The sequence below is a fragment of the Nocardioides malaquae genome (genome assembly GCF_015070385.1).
GTDB classification, from domain to species: Bacteria; Actinomycetota; Actinomycetes; order Propionibacteriales; family Nocardioidaceae; genus Nocardioides; species Nocardioides malaquae.
This window is the reverse complement of the sequence record NZ_JADCSA010000023.1, coordinates 1-16,674: the sequence shown is the minus strand read 5'-3', so window position 1 is coordinate 16,674 and position 16,674 is coordinate 1. Positions and strand designations below refer to the sequence as shown.

Here is a 16,674-nt window from a genome sequence, read left to right as displayed (position 1 = left end):
CCGTCCCGCGACCACCCGTCCCGCCTCCACGCGCCACGACTCCGAGCGCAGTACCCACAGCCTGACCGCACCCGACCACAGCCTGTACGCGCACGCGTACGGGCCAGTGGTGCGTGACGCCTACCGGGACCAGGTGACGACAAGCAACAAAGCGAGCAGTCGCTCTCTATGTTAGGTTCCTCGCCGTGCCCACCCCCGCGACCGATCCCGCCGCCAGCGGGGCACCTGTGCGACGTACGCAGGCCCAGCGCCGCGACGCCACAATCGCCCGGCTCCTGGACGCGACCGTCACGTGCCTGGACACCCGCGGCTACTCGGGCACGACCACGGCCGCCGTCTGCTCCGAGGCCGGCGTGAGCCAGGGCGCGCTCTTCCGGCACTTCCCGACCCGGATGGCCCTGTTTGTCGCCACCGCCGAGCACGTCGCGGAGACGAACGTCGCCGCCTTCCGGCAGCTGGTCGACGCCCCCGCCTCCGACGTCGACGAGCTGACCAAGGTGCTCCACCACCTGCGCTCGATCGTGTTGTCGCGCTCCAACCAGACGTGGCGCGAGCTGCTGTTCGCCGCCAGGTCGGACCCTGCCCTGCACGCGGCCATGAAGCCGGCCCGCCAGCAGTTCCAGCAGCAGATGCTCGCCACGGCCACCGACCTGTGGGGCGACCTGCTGCCCGACGACGAGCGCGCGGCCCTGCTCAGCATCGTCGTCAACTTCCTCGACGGCCTGGCCTTCTCCACCCTCGACCCGACCACCGAGCCCGGCACGCCGGGACGCACGGTCGACGCCGCGCTCCACCTGCTCGCCGAGATGATCGTCCACCGCTACCTGCCCACGACCGCCCAGGAGAACCGATGAACCCCTCCCCCGCCACCCAGGACCAGGTCACCGACTTCACCCCCGACGTCATCGTCGTCGGCGCCGGCCTCGCCGGCCTGGTCGCCACCCACGAGCTCGCGAAGGCGGGCCGCAAGGTGCTGGTCCTGGACCAGGAGAACCGCAAGAACCTGGGCGGTCAGGCCTGGTGGTCACTCGGTGGTCTCTTCTTCGTTGACTCCCCCGAGCAGCGCCGCATGGGCATCAAGGACTCCCTCGAGCTCGCCTGGCAGGACTGGCAGGGCAGCGCGTCCTTCGACCGCCTCGGCGACGGCACCTCGGGCCCCGGTCGAGGCGAGGACTTCTGGCCCCAGCAGTGGGCCCGGGCCTACGTCGAGTGGGCCCACGGCGGCAAGCGCGACTACCTCCACGACCTGGGCCTGTCGTCGCTGCCCTTCGTGGGCTGGGCCGAGCGGGGCGACGGCAGCGCCGACGGGCACGGCAACTCCGTGCCCCGCTTCCACCTGACCTGGGGCACGGGTCCGGAGGTCGTGCGGATCTTCGCCGAGCCCGTGCTGGAGGCCGAGCGACGCGGGCTCGTACGCTTCGGCTTCCGCCACCAGGTCGACGAGCTCGTCACCTCCGGCGGCGCAGTCGTGGGCGTACGCGGCAGCCTGCTGGCCGCCGACGACGCCGAGCGCGGCGTGAAGTCGAACCGGGACGCCGTCGACACCTTCGAGCACCTCGCCACGGCCGTGGTGGTCACCTCGGGCGGCATCGGCCACAACCACGAGCTGATGCGCCGCAACTGGCCTACCGACCGGGTCGGGCCCGCGCCCCGCCACATGATCAGCGGGGTGCCGGCCCACGTCGACGGTCGCATGCTCGCCATCACCGAGTCGCAGGGCGCCCGCATCGTCAACCGTGACCGGATGTGGGCCTACGTGGAGGGCGTCCACAACTGGGACCCGGTTTGGCCCGACCACGCGATCCGCATCCTGCCCGGACCGTCGTCGATGTGGTTCGACGCCAACGGCCGCCGACTCACCGGCATGTCAGGGGTGCCCGGCGCCGACTCGATCGGATCGATGAAGCAGATCCTGGCCACGGGTCACGACTACTCGTGGTTCATCCTGACCCAGTCGATCATCGAGAAGGAGTTCGCCCTCTCCGGCTCGGAGCAGAACCCCGACATCACGGGCAAGGACCTGAAGTTCCTCCTCCAGTCGCGTCTGGCGAAGGGGGCACCCGGTCCCGTCGAGGCCTTCAAGCGCCACGGCGAGGACTTCGTGGTCGCCGACAACCTCACCGACCTGGTCGCCGGCATGAACTCGATCGCCCGCGGACCGGCCCTCGACGTCGACGAGGTGCAGCGCCAGATCGAGGCGCGCGACCGCGAGCTGGGCAACGCCTTCGGCAAGGACGTCCAGCTCATGGTGATGGCCAACGCCCGCCGCTCGCGTACGGACAAGCTGATCCGCGTCGCCAAGCCGCACCGCATCCTCGACCCCGAGCACGGGCCGCTCGTCGCCGTGCGGCTCAACATCCTCTCCCGCAAGTCGCTGGGGGGCCTGGAGACCAACCTCGACAGCCAGTGCGTGGCCGCCGACGGCAGCCCGATCCCGGGCCTGTACGCCGCGGGCGAGGTCGCCGGCTTCGGTGGCGGCGGGGTGCACGGCTACAACGCGCTCGAGGGCACCTTCCTCGGTGGCTGCATCTTCTCCGGCCGGGCGGCGGGGCGCGCGCTGGCCGGCTCCTGAGGTCAGCGCACGCTGCTGCGGGCGGTCCGTCGACTCGGCGTGAGGGCGCTGAGGTCGAACCAGTTCGACCTCAGACCCAGCGCGGAGCGGACGTCGTCGCCGGTGAGGTCGAGCGTACGGTCGCTCCCGACGAGGGAGATGGCGACGACCCGACCGCCGTACTCACCGTGACCGGTGCGAGACCTCACCCGCACACGCTGCAGGGTGCCGATCTCCGGCCACGTCTGCTCGATCTCCGCACGGGTGAACCTCACCTGCCAGTCGTGCACCGGGTTGCCCGACCAGCCGTCCCAGGGGTCGGGCTGGGCGACCTGGTAGGGCATCGAGCCGGCAGCGGTCCACCCTCCGTTGCTGGAGCCGAACTGGGTGAAGGCGGCCTCGCCGTCGTGGGTGAGGATCTGACGGGCGGTGGCGCGGATGGCGTCGTCGGAGAGCGGGTGCTCCGCCGAGGCACCGCCGTAGACTTGGCACTGGGTGGTGTCGCAGATCTGGTAGTGCCTGGCGAGCGGGTGGTTGCGCTCGTACGTCGCGTAGGTGCGCGCCGCCACGGCCTGGGCCCGCACGGCCTCGGGGTGCCAGGAGGCGGGCATCTCCAGCGGCACGACCCCGCGCAGGTAGTTCTCCATTGAGACGAGGTTGACGGTCTCGCGCTGGCGGCTGCCCTTGACCGGCGCCGCAGCCCGCAGGCGGCCGCGGTAGGCGACGTCGCCGCTCGGGGTCACCAGGGTGATGGGGCGTCCGGCAGCGCCGAACTGGCCGACGCCGGAGAACGCGGCGTACCGCTTCCACCTGGCCCCGGGTCGCTGGAACTGGACGACGGTGCGGTTGCGGCGGTTGGTGGTGAGTCGCCAGAGCTGGGCGCCGTTGTCGGGCAGCATCCACGTCTGCTTGGCGTTGACGGCCCTGATCCGCAGCCGGTCGCGCGAGCGCACCACGAGGTCGGAGGAGGTGGCGCGGCTGATGCGCACCTTGACCTGTCCCTTGACGCTGCCCCACGAGGTGCCCGGGTAGTAGAACTCGGCGATCTCGCGGTGGGTGCGTCCCTCGCGGGCCGCTCCCTGGGCCCCGTACTGCGACAGGCCCTTGCCGTGGCCGTAGCCCTTGCCGTCGATCACGACCGTGGTGTTGCGCTTCACGTCCACCCGGTCGGCGGCCTGCGCAGCGGGGGGCAGCAGCGAGACGGCGAGTGCGGCGCTGCCGGCGAGGGCGAGCGCGAACGGACGGAGGCGGGAGCTGAGCGGCGACATCGTCTCTCTGGTTCTCGGTGTGGTGCTGGTGGGACAGGGGGTGCACCGTCGAGCGAATCACAGGCGGCGCCCGCGGTCCATGCGAACGCCGGAACTACAGAGGTGTAGTTGCGCGCCGCCGGAGCGGGGTGCCGACTACGCTGGGGCGGTGCACGAGACCTCCCCCGCGCCGACGGCCACGCCCGTCACCGCCCCCTTCCACGGCCTGGCCACCGTCGTGGTGGCGGTCGGCGCCCACGTGGCGGCGGGCGAGGTCGTCGCGGTGCTGGAGGCCATGAAGATGGAGGCGCCCGTCACCGCCCCCCGAGCCGGTGTGGTGAGCGCCGTCGCCGTGACCGAGCCTGCCCCGGTCGCCGGCGGCGACGTGCTGGTCGAGCTCACCTGACCCGAGTACGTAGGCCCGAGCGCGGCGCCGTACGCGTCAGAAGGTCTGCGGCGGGTGCACGTTGCGCAGACGGCGCGCCGCCTCGGCGACCGACCCGCTCATCGACGGGTAGACGGTGAAGGCCTGGGCCAGCGCGTCGGCGGTCACCGACTCCGCGACGGCCAGGGAGACCGGGTGGATCAGCTCGCTGGCTCGCGGACCCACGACCACGCCGCCCATCACGATGCCCGTGCCGCGACGGCAGAAGAGCTTGACGAAACCGTCGTGCACGCCCTGCATCTTGGCGCGTGCGTTGCCGGCCAGCGGCAGCATCACGACCTCGGCGTCGACCTCGCCGGCGTCGACCGCCTTCTGGGTCCAGCCCACGGTGGCGATCTCGGGGGCGGTGAAGACGTTGGAGGAGACCTTGGTGAGGTCGAGGGGCGTGACGGCGTCACCGAGGGCGTGCCACATGGCGATGCGGCCCTGCATGGCGGCGACCGAGGCGAGCATCAGCACGCCCGTGCAGTCGCCCGCCGCGTAGACACCGCGGACGCTGGTGCGCGAGACCCGGTCAACCTTGACGAAGCCGCCCTCGTCGAGCCGCACCCCTGCCTCCTCGAGGCCCAGGTCGGTGGTCTTCGGCACCGATCCGAGGGCGAGGATCACGTGGGACGCCTCGACGGTGCGACCGTCGGTCAGCGTCACCCGCACCACGTCGCCATCGCGGGTCACCGACTCCATGCGCGAGGTCGACAGGACGTTCATGCCGCGCCGCTTGGCCACCTCCTCCAGCACCGCGGAGGCGTCGGCGTCCTCGCCGGGCAGGACCCGGTCGCGCGAGGAGACCAGGGTGACGGGGATCCCGAGCGCGAGGTAGGCCGAGGCGAACTCGGCGCCGGTGACGCCGGAGCCCACCACGACCAGCGACTCGGGCACCTCGTCGAGGTCGTAGACCTGCTCCCAGGTCAGGATCCGTTCCCCGTCGGGCTGGGCGCTCGCCAGGGTCCGCGGGGCGGCACCGGTCGCCAGCAGCACCGTGTCGGCCTCGAGGGTCTCGCTGCCACCGTCGTTGAGGTCGACGACGACGCGCTGCGGACCGTCCAGCCGGCCGCGGCCACGCACGATGCGTACGCCCGCACGCTCCAGACCGGCGGCGATGTCGGCCGACTGCTCGGCCGCCAGGGCCTTCACCCTGGCGTTGATCCGGGCCAGGTCGACGCGCATGTGCTCGGAGGAGGCGGAGCCGTCGTCGTGGTAGGTGATGCCGAGCTCGACGGCCCGGGTGACGTCACTCATCACCTCGGCCGCCGCGATCAACGTCTTGGACGGCACGCAGTCGGTGAGGACCGCCGAACCACCCAGGCCGTCGCTGTCGACGACCACCACCTCGGCACCCAGCTGGGCGGCCACGTGGGCCGCCTCGTATCCGCCGGGGCCTCCCCCGATCACCACGACCCGGTCCATGTGCGGCACTTCCCTTCGCTGTACGTGTGGTGCTGCGTGCTCGACCGCGATCAGAAGTTGATCATGTGGCCCGCGATGCCCTCCACGGCTTCCTTGACCGCCTCGGTCAGCGTCGGGTGGGCGAAGACGTTGCGCGCCACCTCGTCGGCCGTGAGGTCGAAGCGCTGCGCCATCGTCAGCACGGGCAACAGCTCGGTCACGTCGGGGCCGATCATGTGGGCGCCCAGGATCTCGTTGTACTTCGCGTCGGCCACGACCTTGACGAAGCCAGCGGTCTCACCCAGACCGGCGGCCTTGCCGTTGGCGGTGAAGGGGAAGGTGGCGGTCTTCACGTCGTAGCCCTTGTCCTTCGCCTGCTGCTCGGAGTAGCCGAAGGAGCCGATCTGCGGATGGCAGTAGGTGGCGCGCGGGATCATGTCGAAGTCGATCTCCATCGTCTCCGCACCGGCCATCGTCTCGGCCGCCACGACACCCATGGCCTCGGCCACGTGGGCGAGCATCATCTTGCCGGTGACGTCGCCGATGGCGTAGACGCCGTCGACGTTGGTGCGGCCGCGGGCGTCGACCTTGATCGCGCCGCGGTCGGTCTCGACGCCGATCGCCTCCAGGCCGTAACCCTCCAGGCGGGGCGCGAAGCCGAAGGCCGCGAGCATCTTGTCGGCCTCGAGCACCTGGGCGTCACCGCCTTCAGCCGGGGAGACCGTGACCTTGACGCCGGAGCCGGTGTCCTCCACCTTCTCCACCTTGGTGGAGAGCAACACCTTCACGCCGAGCTTCTTGTAGTGCTTGAGCAGCTCCTTGGAGACGTCGGCGTCCTCGGCCGGCACCATCCGGTCGGCGAACTCGACGATGGTGACGTCGACGCCGAAGTTCTTCATGACGTAGGCGAACTCGACGCCGATGGCCCCCGAGCCACCGATGATGATCGACGACGGCAGCTGCTCGTCGAGGATCTGCTCCTCATAGGTGACGACGTTCTCGGAGACCTCGATGCCCGGCAGCAGGCGCACGGTCGCACCGGTGGCGATGATGAGGTTGTCGAAGGTGAGCTCGCTCGACGAGCCGTCGTTGAGCGCGACCGACATCGAGGTGGGCGAGGTCAGGGTGCCCCAGCCGTCCACCTCGGTGATCTTGTTCTTCTTCATGAGGAAGTGGACGCCCTTGACGATGCCGGCACTGACCTGGCGCGACCGCTTGTGGGTCGGGCCGTAGGACATCGTCGCGTCGCCCTCGATGCCGTACTTCTTCTTGTCGTGCGCGAGCAGGTGGGCCAGCTCCGCGTTCTTCAGCAGCGCCTTCGAGGGGATGCACCCGACGTTGAGGCAGACACCACCCCAGTACTGCTTCTCCACCACGGCCACCTTCAGGCCGAGCTGGGAGGCACGGATCGCGGCGACGTAACCGCCGGGGCCGGCGCCGAGGACAACGAGGTCGAAGTGAGTCGCGGAGTCAGTCACACGGTCGAGTTTAGGCCCTCGCGACACCCTCCAACCAGCCGGAGTGGCTACCCTTCAGTTCGTGACGCTCTACGCCGCCTACGGGACGAACCTCGACCCACGACGCATGGGCGAGCGCTGCCCCCACTCTCCGCTGCGCGGGACCGGCTGGCTGACGGGATGGCGGCTGACGTTCGGGGGCGAGGAGCACGGCTGGGACGGCGCCCTGGTCACGGTGGTCGAGGACCCCCTCGAGCAGGTCTTCGTCGCGCTCTACGACGTGACGAACGAGGACGCGGTCGGCCTCGACCGCTGGGAGCAGGCCGACACCGGCCTCTACCGCAAGACGCGGGTGCGGGTCGCGGGCATGACCGGCGAGGTCGTCGCCTGGACCTACGTGCTCGACGCCTACGAGGGCGGGCTGCCCAGCGCCCTCACCCTGGGCGGACTGGCGGAGGCCGCCGAGGCGGCCGACGCGCCGGCCGACTACGTGACCGCGCTGCGCAACCGGCCCTGCCGCTCCATCGGCCACTGAGCTCCGGGCGCCCCGCCGAACCACTCCTCAGAAGTTGAGGCGTACGTCCAGCTCGTCGCGGGTCATGCCTCCGGCGTAGAGCACGTCGGCGGCCAACGACCGGATCTGGGCGGCGACCGCCGCCCGGTTGAGGGTCATCTCGTCGGTGAGCGCCTCCATCGCGATGCGCACTGCGTCGACGAGCAGGTTCTCGGCCCGGGCCCGCTCCCCCGGCTCGGCCAGGTGGTCCTGGAAGACGGCCACGCCCTCCGCGAGCTCCTCGACCGCCAGCGCCAGACGTTCGCCGGGCACCTCGCCCATCCGCATCATCGACGAGACCCGACGGGCCAGCACGCGGGCGTCCCGGATCGCGTTGTCGACGTCGTCCAGCACCGAGGTGTAGCGCTGCACCTCCGCCCGCTGGCTCCACCGCATCGGCGACATGGTGGCCACCTCGCGCACGTTGGCCGCCGTGGTCTGGGCCGAGGTGATCTTGTCCTGCAGCCCGCGGGCCCGCGACAGCACGAGGTGCGCGGCGGGCGCGTCGACCGTACGCATGGCGCGGGCCAGCGACTCCAGGATGTCGCGGAGATCGGTGAGCAGGGGGCGCACCTCGAGGTCGAGGTCGCGGGTCGGGTTGCGCGGGAGCAGCAGGATCATCGCCCAGGCGCAGAAGCCTCCGAGCAGGGCGTCGATGAAGCGGGTCACCGCCGGGTTGGTCGCACCGGCCACCGGGAGCACGGCGGCGAGCAGCACGCCGGAGTTGGTGGCCTGGGTCAGGGCCACGCCCTTGAAGCCGGCGAAGGTCGCGGTGATGACGGTGATCACCACGATCAGGGCCAGCTGCCAGACCCCGCGCCCGATCGCCATGATCAGCAGCTCTCCGACGAGCACCCCGAGAGAGACACCCACGATCAGCTCCACGAGCAGCCGTTGGCGCAGGCCGACGCCTGCCAGCAGCACCACCACGGCCGCCACCGGCGCGAAGAACGCCTGCTCGTGGCCGAAGATCTCGGTGGCGATCGCGTAGGAGGCGGAGGTGGAGACGCCCAACCGCAGCAGGAGTCGCCACCGCTTGCGCACCTTGGCCAGCCGCTCGCGCAGGGTGAGGTCGGGCACGACCAGCGCCCTCACCACCGACCGCCCAGGACTCACCCGCCCATCCTCACACGGCGAACCAGCCCGACCCCCGTTCTAGGATCGGGGAATGACCGACACCGACCCGTTCGCCCTGGCCGACCAGGCCGCCGCCGCCCTGCGTGACCTCACGGGAGTGGAGTCGCACGACGTCGCGCTGGTGCTGGGCTCCGGCTGGCTGCCGGCCGTCGACGCCCTGGGCCCCGCGACCGCCGAGATCGCCACCACCGACCTGCCCGGCTTCCACGCGGCTGGCGTCGCCGGCCACTCCGGCCGGATCCGCTCGCTGCGCGTGGGCGAGCGCAACGTGCTCGTCTTCCTCTCCCGCACCCACTTCTACGAGGGCAAGGGCGTCCGGGCGGTGGTGCACCCGGTGCGGACCGCCGCCGCTGCCGGCTGCCGGGCCATCGTGCTGACCAACGGGTGCGGCGGTCTGCGTCAGGAGTGGACGCCCGGCACCCCCGTGCTGATCAGCGACCACATCAACCTCACGGCCACCTCCCCCATCGAGGGCGCCAACTTCGTCGACCTGACAGATCTCTACAGCCCCCGGCTGCGCGCGATGTGCCGCGAGGTCGACCCGACTCTCGACGAGGGTGTGTACGTCCAGTTCCCCGGGCCCCACTACGAGACCCCGGCGGAGGTCCGGATGGCCGGGGTCCTGGGCGGCGACCTGGTGGGCATGTCGACGACGCTGGAGGCCATCGCGGCCCGTCAGGCCGGCATGGAGGTGCTCGGCATCAGCCTCGTCACCAACCTGGCCGCCGGCATCAGTGGCGAGCCGCTCAACCACGAGGAGGTCCTGGAGGCCGGTCGATCGGCGGCGAGCCGGATGGGCGGCCTGCTCGGCGAGGTCGTGCCCCGGATCTGAGCGGAGGCACCGCGTCCCCGCTCACCCGGAGGACGACGCGACCAGGGGTTAGCCCGGGATGTCAGGATGGCGACATGGCTACGACTGCGTTCAAGGGCAACCCCGTCCACACCGTCGGCGAGCTGCCGGCCGTCGGCTCGAAGGCTCCGGCCTTCGAGCTCGTCGGCGCCGGGCTCTCCGACCTGACCCAGGAGCAGGTCGCGGGAAAGCGACTGGTCCTCAACATCTTCCCGAGCGTCGACACCGGCATCTGTGCCGCGAGCGTGCGCAAGTTCAACGAGCTGGCCGCCGGCCTCGGTGAGGACACCGTGGTGCTCAACGTCTCGGCCGACCTGCCGTTCGCGCAGGCCCGGTTCTGCGGCGCCGAGGGCATCGACAACGTCCTCGTCGGCTCGACCTTCCGCTCCGACTTCGGTCGCGACTACGGCGTGACCATGGCGGACGGGCCGATGGCGGGCCTGCTCGCTCGCTCGGTCGTGCTGGTCGACGCCGAGGGCACCGTCACCTACACCCAGATGGTCGACGAGATCACCACCGAGCCCGACTACGACGCGGCGATCGCGGCGCTCTGACCTTCCGTCCGGCGCGGTCCAGCGGGCGGTCGCGCGTTACGGTGCCTGTCATGAGCACCGTGACGCCGACCGACCTGCTGGACCGCGCCGCCGCCTGGCTCGCCGAGGACCCCGACCCGGTGACCCGGTCCGCCCTCGACGACCTGCTCAGCCGGGCACGCGCGGGTGACGCGGTCGCGGTGGCCGACCTGGCCGACCGGTTCCGCGGGCCCCTCGAGTTCGGCACCGCGGGTCTGCGCGGCGCCCTCGGAGCGGGACCGCACCGCATGAACCGTGTCGTCGTGACCCGGGCCGCCGCCGGCCTGGTGGCGTACCTCAAGGAGCGGGGCGCGGGCCCCGGCGACGCAGTCGTGATCGGCTACGACGCCCGGCACAACTCCGACGTCTTCGCACGCGACACCGCCGAGGTCGTCACCGGTGCCGGTCTGCGAGCCCTCCTGCTCCCCCGCACCCTGCCGACCCCGGTCCTGGCCTTCGCGATCCGCGACCTGGGGTGCGTCGCCGGGGTCATGGTGACCGCCAGCCACAACCCCCCGCAGGACAACGGCTACAAGGTCTACCTGGGCGACGGCAGCCAGATCATCTCGCCGGCCGACGCCGAGATCGCGGCCCAGATCGCCGCGGTCGGGGCCCTGGCCGACGTGCCGCGTGGCGGCCCCGGCGAGATCCTGGGCGACGACCTGGTGGAGCGTTACCTCGCCAGCGTGGTCGCCCTGGTCGACGACGGGCCGCGCGACCTCTCGATCGTCCACACCTCGCTGCACGGTGTCGGCGGCGAGATGGTGACCCGGGCGCTGGCCGCCACCGGCTTCCCCGCTCCCGCCGTGGTGGAGGCCCAGGCCGCACCCGACCCGGACTTCCCCACGGTCTCCTTCCCCAACCCCGAGGAGCCGGGCGCGATGGACCTCGCGCTGGCGCTCGCAGCCGAGCGCGACGCTGACCTCGTGGTCGCCAACGACCCGGACGCGGACCGCTGCGCGGTCGCCGTGCCGGGCCCCCACGGCTGGCAGATGCTGCGCGGCGACGAGGTGGGAGCCCTCCTGGCCCACCACCTGCTCGCCAAGGGGCGTCGGGGCACCTACGCGACCTCGATCGTCTCGTCGTCGTTGCTGCGCCGCATGGCCGAGGCCGCGGGCCAGCCGAGCGCCGAGACCCTGACCGGCTTCAAGTGGATCGGTCGCCTCGACGGACTCGCGTTCGGCTACGAGGAGGCGCTGGGCTACTGCGTCGACCCCGCCCACGTGAAGGACAAGGACGGGGTCTCCGCCCTGGTCATGGTCTGCGAGCTGGCGGCCCGCCTCAAGGCGGAGGGACGCACCCTCGTCGACCTGCTCGACGAGATCGCCGAGACCCACGGACTGCACGCGACCGACCAGCTCTCCGTCAGGTTCGACGACCTGGCCGGCATCGGCGCCGCCATGGAGCGCCTCCGCAACGCCCCGCCCGCCACGTTGGGCGGGTTGGCGGTGGAGCGGGTCGACGACCTGGCCCTGGGCAGCGCCGACCTGCCGCCCACCGACGGCCTGCGCTACACGCTCGCCGGCGGGGCCCGCGTCGTCGTACGTCCCAGCGGCACCGAGCCCAAGGTCAAGTGCTACCTCGAGGTCGTCGTGCCGGTCGACCCCGAGGACGGGGTGGACGCCGCACGCATCGCGGCGGTGGGCCGACTGGACGCCGTCAAGGCAGACGTACGCGTGGCCGCAGGCCTGTAGTCCACGCTTCGGTTGCTGTCGCGGGGCGGTCCGTACGTATGCTGATGCGGTGACAGCCACTTCTGCCTCAACGACGAGTGCAGGCCCGGGCTCAGCGGATCTCCCCCAGTTCGACGAGGTCACCCGCTCCGATGCCTCCCTGCGCCGCTTCCTCCACGGCCTCCCGGGCGTCGACCAGGTCGGCTGCGAGGCCCGCGCCGCATCCCTGGGCACCCGCTCGGTGAAGACGACTGCGAAGGCCCGCGCCATCGACCTGGCCATCCGGATGGTCGACCTGACGACCCTGGAGGGCATGGACACCCCCGGCAAGGTCCGCTCGCTGGCCTTCAAGGCGATGCGCCCCGAGCCCGGCGACCCGACCTGCCCGGCGACGGCCGCCGTCTGCGTCTACCCCGACATGGTGGGCGTCGCCAAGGAGACCCTCGGCGACAGCGGGGTCAACGTGGCCGCCGTGGCCACCGCCTTCCCCAGCGGTCGCGCGGCCCTGGACATCAAGCTGGCCGACACCGCCGACGCGGTGGAGGCGGGGGCCGACGAGATCGACATGGTGATCGACCGGGGCGCCTTCCTCGAGGGCCGCTACCTCGACGTCTTCGACGAGATCGTCGCCGTGCGTGAGGCGTGCCGTCGTCCCGACGGCAGCGAGGCTCACCTGAAGGTGATCTTCGAGACCGGCGAGCTGCAGACCTACGACAACGTCCGTCGCGCGTCGTGGCTGGCCATGATGGCCGGCGGCCACTTCATCAAGACCTCCACCGGCAAGGTCTCCCCGGCCGCCACCCTGCCGGTGACGCTGGTGATGCTCGAGGCGGTGCGCGACTTCCGCGAGGCGACCGGCCAGATGGTCGGGGTCAAGCCCGCTGGCGGCATCCGCACCACCAAGGACGCCATCAAGTACCTCGTCATGGTCAACGAGACCTGTGGCCCCGACTGGCTCGACCCGGACTGGTTCCGCTTCGGCGCCTCGTCGCTGCTCAACGACCTGTTGATGCAGCGCTCCAAGATGCTCACAGGCCGCTACTCCGGCCCCGACTACGTCTCCGTGGACTGAAGCGAGCTCCCCATGGTCAAGGTTCCCGACACCGCCGCCCCTGCGGCTCTGTTCGAGTACGCCCCCGCGCCGGAGTCGCGCGGCATCGTCACGATCGCCGACTCCTACGGCCACTTCGTCGACGGTGAGTTCGTCGAGGGCACCGGCGAGACGTTCACCTCCCTCAACCCGGCCACCGAGGAGGTGCTGGCGGAGGTCTCCGCCGCCACCGACGCCGAGGTCGACACGGCCGTCGCCGCCGCGCGCAAGGCCTTCGCGACCTGGTCGCGGATGCCGGGACGCGAGCGGGCGAAGTACCTCTACCGGATCGCCCGGATCATCCAGGAGCGCGGCCGGGAGCTGGCCGTCCTGGAGACGCTCGACAACGGCAAGCCGATCAAGGAGACCCGCGACTTCGACGTGCCGACCGTCGCGGCGCACTTCTTCTACCACGCCGGATGGGCCGACAAGCTCGAGTACGCAGTGCCCGGCAAGCCCGACCCGCAGCCGCTCGGCGTCGCCGCCCAGGTGATCCCGTGGAACTTCCCGCTCCTCATGCTGGCGTGGAAGGTCGCACCCGCGCTGGCGACCGGCAACACCGTCGTGCTGAAGCCCGCCGAGACCACGCCCCTGTCGGCGATGCTCTTCGCGGAGATCTGCCAGCAGGCCGACCTGCCCCCCGGCGTCGTCAACATTGTCAACGGCGCCGGCGACACCGGGCGTGCGCTGGTGGCCCACCCGGGCGTGGACAAGGTCGCCTTCACCGGGTCGACGGACGTCGGTCGGGCGATCGCACGCCAGGTCGCCGGCACCGACAAGAAGGTGACCCTCGAGCTGGGTGGCAAGGGCGCCAACATCGTCTTCGACGACGCGCCGGTCGACCAGGCCGTCGAGGGCATCGTCAACGGCATCTTCTTCAACCAGGGACACGTCTGCTGCGCGGGGTCGCGCCTCCTGGTGCAGGAGTCGGTGGCCGAGGAGGTGCTGGAGCGCCTCAAGCGCCGGATGTCGACGCTGCGCCTCGGTGACCCGCTCGACAAGAACACCGACATCGGCGCGGTCAACTCCGCCGAGCAGCTCAAGCGCATCACCGAGCTGGCCGACGCCGGCGAGGACGAGGGCGCGACCCGGTGGTCGCCGGCCTGCGAGCTGCCGGGCAACGGCTTCTGGTTCCCCCCCACCGTCTTCAGCAACGTCACCCAGGCCCACCGGGTGGCCCAGGCCGAGATCTTCGGCCCGGTGCTCTCGGTCCTCACCTTCCGCACCCCGAGCGAGGCGGTGGAGAAGGCGAACAACTCCCCCTACGGGCTCTCGGCCGGTGTCTGGACCGAGAAGGGCTCGAGGATCCTGTGGATGGCCAACCAGCTGCGCGCTGGCGTGGTGTGGGCCAACACCTTCAACAAGTTCGACCCCACGTCGCCGTTCGGCGGCTACAAGGAGTCCGGATACGGCCGCGAGGGCGGTCGCCACGGACTGGAGGGATACCTCAAGTGAGCACTGCCAAGGACAGCACGCCGGCCCGCGCCGGGGTGCGCAAGACCTACAAGCTCTACGTCGGCGGGGCGTTCCCCCGCTCCGAGTCGGGGTACTCCTACGTGGTCAACGACGCTGACGGCGACTTCGTGGCCAACGCCGCCCTGGCCTCGCGCAAGGACGCCCGCGACGCCGTGGTCGCCGCGCGCAAGGCCTTCAGTGGCTGGTCGGCCCGCACGGCCTACAACCGCGCGCAGATCGTCTACCGCATCGCCGAGGTCCTGGAGGACCGTCGGGCCCAGTTCGTCGAGTCCGTACGCCTGGGCGAGGGCGTCGACGCGGCGCGCGCCAGTGCGATTGTCGACGAGTCCGTCGACCGCCTGGTCTGGTATGCAGGGTGGGCCGACAAGATCACCCAGGTCACCGGCTCGGCCAACCCGGTCGCGGCGCCCTTCTTCAACCTCTCCTCCCCCGAGCCGACCGGGGTGGTGGCGGTGGTGGCTCCGCAGGCCTCGTCGCTGCTCGGTCTGGTCTCCGTGCTGGCTCCGGTCATCGTCACCGGCAACACCGCCGTGGTCATCACCTCCTACGAGCGCCCGCTCCCGTCGGTCAACCTGGCCGAGGTGCTGGCCACCAGCGACGTCCCGGGCGGGGTGGTCAACCTGCTCACGGGTGACTGGCGCATCCCGATGCCGTGGCTGGCCGCCCACATGGACGTCAACGGCCTCGACCTCACCGGGGTCGCGGGCGACGCCGAGGCCGCCGCCGAGCTGGAGGCCGCAGGAGCGGAGAACCTCAAGCGTGTGCTCCGCGCCCCGGCTCAGGAACCCGACTGGTTCACCGCGCCCGGCATCGAGCGGATGACCTCGTTCCTCGAGACCAAGACCGTCTGGCACCCGATCGGCATCTGAGCGCTGGCCAGCCCGCCCAGGACTGGCCAGCTCGCCCCGAGGAACGGGGCGCTCCGCCTCACCTCCGCAGTCGGAGTGGGGCGGAGGCCCATCCGCCGAGCGGCGGGAGGGAGCGTACGGGCTCTCCGGCCCGCTCGACCTGCGTCGACGCCCGGAGCACGGCACGCAGGAGCGTACGCAGCTCGAGGCTGGCGAGCGGTCGCCCGGGGCAGACGTGTGGTCCCCTGCCGTAGACGAGGTTGTGCTCGGCGTTCGCCTCGGGGGCGAACTCGTCGACCCCACTGCCGGAGTCGAACCGCTCGGGGTCGCGGTTGGCGGCGGTCCAGTCGAGCAGCACCCGACTCCCCGCCGCGATGGCGGTCTCGCCCACCCGCACGTCTCGGGTCGCGACCCGTCGGTTGACGACGAAGGGATCGTCGATCCGCAGGATCTCGTCGATCGCCCGGTCGAGGCCGGAGTCGTCGTCGACCCGGCGCCGACACTCGGCCTGGACCTCGGGCCGGTCCGCCAACGTCTGCAGCACGACTCCCACGCACAGCGCCACGGACGAGAGGTCGCCCGCCGTCCAGTTGCGCAGGATCGACACCACCTCGTCGTGGCCCACCACGGCGCCGTCGACCGTGGCGGCGGCCACCTCGTCCGTCACCCGCAGACCGTGGGCCGCAGGTCCGGCCTCCACCATGCGCGTGATGAAGCGGTCGAACTCGTCAGCCACCGCGGCCGTACGCGTGTGGTCCCCCGACCGCGTCGCCTCGACGTTGCGGGCCATCCACTCCAGGAGCTCGTCCTCGACGCTGCTGGGCCACCCCAACCACTCGCAGGTCGCGCGCACGGCGTAGCGGCTACCCAGGTGCTGCACGGCGTCGAAGACCGCGCCGTCAGCCAACTCCTCGACAAGGTCCTGCGCCACGGCTCGCAGCACGGGCTCCACGTCGGCCATCCGCTCAAGGGTGAACCAGGACTCGACGAACCGACGCCAGCGCGCGTGCTCACTGCCGTCCAACCCGTTGGGGATCTGCAGGTGACGCGACACCGCGCTGGAGAACGTCTCCGGGTCCTCCGCAGCGCCGACCACGTGGGCGTGAGACGTCAGCGCCCACCCTCCGTCGACCTGCCTCGGGGCTGCCGGGCAGCCGCCGCCAGTCTGATGAACCGACACCTTCTGCTCCCGTCCTCGGTGATCCTTCCACAGTAACGGTGCGCCTCTGCCCATCACTCACCGCCGTCGGCGGACGCAGAAATGCCAGAAGAGGGAGCACTCTCACGTGGGGTGCTCCCTCTCCTGGTCTTCAAGGTATGTCCGGCGGCGTCCTACTCTCCCACGACCTCTCGGTCGCAGTACCATCGGCGCTGAAAGGCTTAACTTCC

General features: G+C 71.3%; 15 protein-coding genes and 1 rRNA gene. 10 read left to right on the top strand and 6 right to left on the bottom strand.

The window, feature by feature from the left end; genetic code table 11:
- Positions 1 to 185 precede the first annotated feature (185 nt).
- Positions 186 to 854 carry a TetR/AcrR family transcriptional regulator gene (locus IEQ44_RS15360; protein ID WP_193639359.1) on the top strand — a complete coding sequence of 223 codons (669 nt, stop codon included), beginning with the start codon at positions 186 to 188 and terminating at the stop codon, positions 852 to 854.
- Complete coding sequence (locus IEQ44_RS15355; protein WP_193639358.1) at positions 851 to 2,572, top strand: FAD-binding dehydrogenase; 1,722 nt, start codon at positions 851 to 853, stop codon at positions 2,570 to 2,572. The genes IEQ44_RS15360 and IEQ44_RS15355 overlap by 4 nt, the downstream gene beginning before the upstream one ends.
- A gap of 2 nt (positions 2,573 to 2,574) precedes the next feature.
- Here IEQ44_RS15355 and IEQ44_RS15350 read toward each other — a convergent pair whose 3' ends face one another.
- A complete protein-coding gene (locus tag IEQ44_RS15350; RefSeq protein ID WP_193639357.1) occupies positions 2,575 to 3,819 on the bottom strand; it encodes a SpoIID/LytB domain-containing protein in 1,245 nt (414 codons plus the stop codon).
- Between the two features lie 148 nt (positions 3,820 to 3,967).
- Here IEQ44_RS15350 and IEQ44_RS15345 point away from each other — a divergent pair, with 148 nt between their 5' ends.
- The gene (locus IEQ44_RS15345; protein WP_193639356.1) at positions 3,968 to 4,204 is read left to right on the top strand and encodes a biotin/lipoyl-containing protein; all 237 of its coding nucleotides are present in this window, start codon (positions 3,968 to 3,970) and stop codon (positions 4,202 to 4,204) included.
- Positions 4,205 to 4,240: 36 nt separating this feature from the next.
- Here the strand turns inward: IEQ44_RS15345 and IEQ44_RS15340 are convergent, their stop codons facing one another.
- The gene (locus IEQ44_RS15340; protein WP_193639355.1) at positions 4,241 to 5,650 is read right to left on the bottom strand and encodes an NAD(P)H-quinone dehydrogenase; all 1,410 of its coding nucleotides are present in this window, start codon (positions 5,648 to 5,650) and stop codon (positions 4,241 to 4,243) included.
- A 50-nt stretch (positions 5,651 to 5,700) separates the two neighbouring features.
- On the bottom strand, positions 5,701 to 7,107 hold the full coding sequence (lpdA, locus tag IEQ44_RS15335; protein ID WP_193639354.1) for a dihydrolipoyl dehydrogenase: 1,407 nt from the start codon (positions 7,105 to 7,107) through the stop codon (positions 5,701 to 5,703).
- 61 nt (positions 7,108 to 7,168) lie between these two features.
- On the opposite strand from lpdA, the gene IEQ44_RS15330 reads away from it, so the two are divergent.
- Positions 7,169 to 7,621 (top strand): gamma-glutamylcyclotransferase family protein, encoded by a 453-nt coding sequence (locus IEQ44_RS15330; RefSeq protein ID WP_193639353.1) that lies wholly within the window; start codon positions 7,169 to 7,171, stop codon positions 7,619 to 7,621.
- A 27-nt stretch (positions 7,622 to 7,648) separates the two neighbouring features.
- Here the strand turns inward: IEQ44_RS15330 and IEQ44_RS15325 are convergent, their stop codons facing one another.
- Positions 7,649 to 8,755, bottom strand: coding sequence for an FUSC family protein (locus IEQ44_RS15325; RefSeq protein ID WP_193639352.1), 1,107 nt, complete (start codon positions 8,753 to 8,755; stop codon positions 7,649 to 7,651).
- A gap of 52 nt (positions 8,756 to 8,807) precedes the next feature.
- Here IEQ44_RS15325 and IEQ44_RS15320 point away from each other — a divergent pair, with 52 nt between their 5' ends.
- The 6 genes from IEQ44_RS15320 (at position 8,808) to IEQ44_RS15295 (ending at position 15,306) form a co-directional block, all read left to right on the top strand.
- Positions 8,808 to 9,608: a purine-nucleoside phosphorylase gene (locus tag IEQ44_RS15320; RefSeq protein ID WP_193639351.1), complete on the top strand. Its 801-nt coding sequence runs from the start codon at positions 8,808 to 8,810 to the stop codon at positions 9,606 to 9,608.
- A 74-nt stretch (positions 9,609 to 9,682) separates the two neighbouring features.
- A complete protein-coding gene (gene tpx, locus IEQ44_RS15315; protein ID WP_193639350.1) occupies positions 9,683 to 10,180 on the top strand; it encodes a thiol peroxidase in 498 nt (165 codons plus the stop codon).
- 50 nt (positions 10,181 to 10,230) lie between these two features.
- A complete protein-coding gene (locus tag IEQ44_RS15310; protein ID WP_193639349.1) occupies positions 10,231 to 11,892 on the top strand; it encodes a phospho-sugar mutase in 1,662 nt (553 codons plus the stop codon).
- Positions 11,893 to 11,941: 49 nt separating this feature from the next.
- On the top strand, positions 11,942 to 12,943 hold the full coding sequence (deoC, locus tag IEQ44_RS15305; protein WP_193639348.1) for a deoxyribose-phosphate aldolase: 1,002 nt from the start codon (positions 11,942 to 11,944) through the stop codon (positions 12,941 to 12,943).
- Between the two features lie 12 nt (positions 12,944 to 12,955).
- Positions 12,956 to 14,416, top strand: a complete 1,461-nt coding sequence (locus tag IEQ44_RS15300; RefSeq protein WP_227487585.1) for an aldehyde dehydrogenase family protein — start codon at positions 12,956 to 12,958, stop codon at positions 14,414 to 14,416.
- Positions 14,413 to 15,306 carry an aldehyde dehydrogenase family protein gene (locus IEQ44_RS15295; RefSeq protein ID WP_193639347.1) on the top strand — a complete coding sequence of 298 codons (894 nt, stop codon included), beginning with the start codon at positions 14,413 to 14,415 and terminating at the stop codon, positions 15,304 to 15,306. Before IEQ44_RS15300 ends, IEQ44_RS15295 begins: the two co-directional genes overlap by 4 nt.
- Before the next feature lie 58 nt (positions 15,307 to 15,364).
- Here IEQ44_RS15295 and IEQ44_RS18010 read toward each other — a convergent pair whose 3' ends face one another.
- Both IEQ44_RS18010 and rrf read right to left on the bottom strand, forming a co-directional pair.
- A complete protein-coding gene (locus IEQ44_RS18010; protein WP_319804711.1) occupies positions 15,365 to 16,465 on the bottom strand; it encodes a cytochrome P450 in 1,101 nt (366 codons plus the stop codon).
- Positions 16,466 to 16,604: 139 nt separating this feature from the next.
- Positions 16,605 to 16,674 (bottom strand): 5S ribosomal RNA (gene rrf / locus IEQ44_RS18500); the annotation flags it as partial.

Bases quoted from the DNA above. Each gene is read 5' to 3' on its own strand.
- IEQ44_RS15340 (WP_193639355.1), bottom strand. From the start codon at position 5,650: ATGGACCGGGTCGTGGTGATCGGGGGAGGCCCCGGCGGATACGAGGCG.
- IEQ44_RS15355 (WP_193639358.1), top strand. From the start codon at position 851: ATGAACCCCTCCCCCGCCACCCAGGACCAGGTCACCGACTTCACCCCC.
- tpx (WP_193639350.1), top strand. From the start codon at position 9,683: ATGGCTACGACTGCGTTCAAGGGCAACCCCGTCCACACCGTCGGCGAG.
- IEQ44_RS15300 (WP_227487585.1), top strand. From the start codon at position 12,956: ATGGTCAAGGTTCCCGACACCGCCGCCCCTGCGGCTCTGTTCGAGTAC.
- IEQ44_RS15310 (WP_193639349.1), top strand. From the start codon at position 10,231: ATGAGCACCGTGACGCCGACCGACCTGCTGGACCGCGCCGCCGCCTGG.
- IEQ44_RS15320 (WP_193639351.1), top strand. From the start codon at position 8,808: ATGACCGACACCGACCCGTTCGCCCTGGCCGACCAGGCCGCCGCCGCC.
- IEQ44_RS15350 (WP_193639357.1), bottom strand. From the start codon at position 3,819: ATGTCGCCGCTCAGCTCCCGCCTCCGTCCGTTCGCGCTCGCCCTCGCC.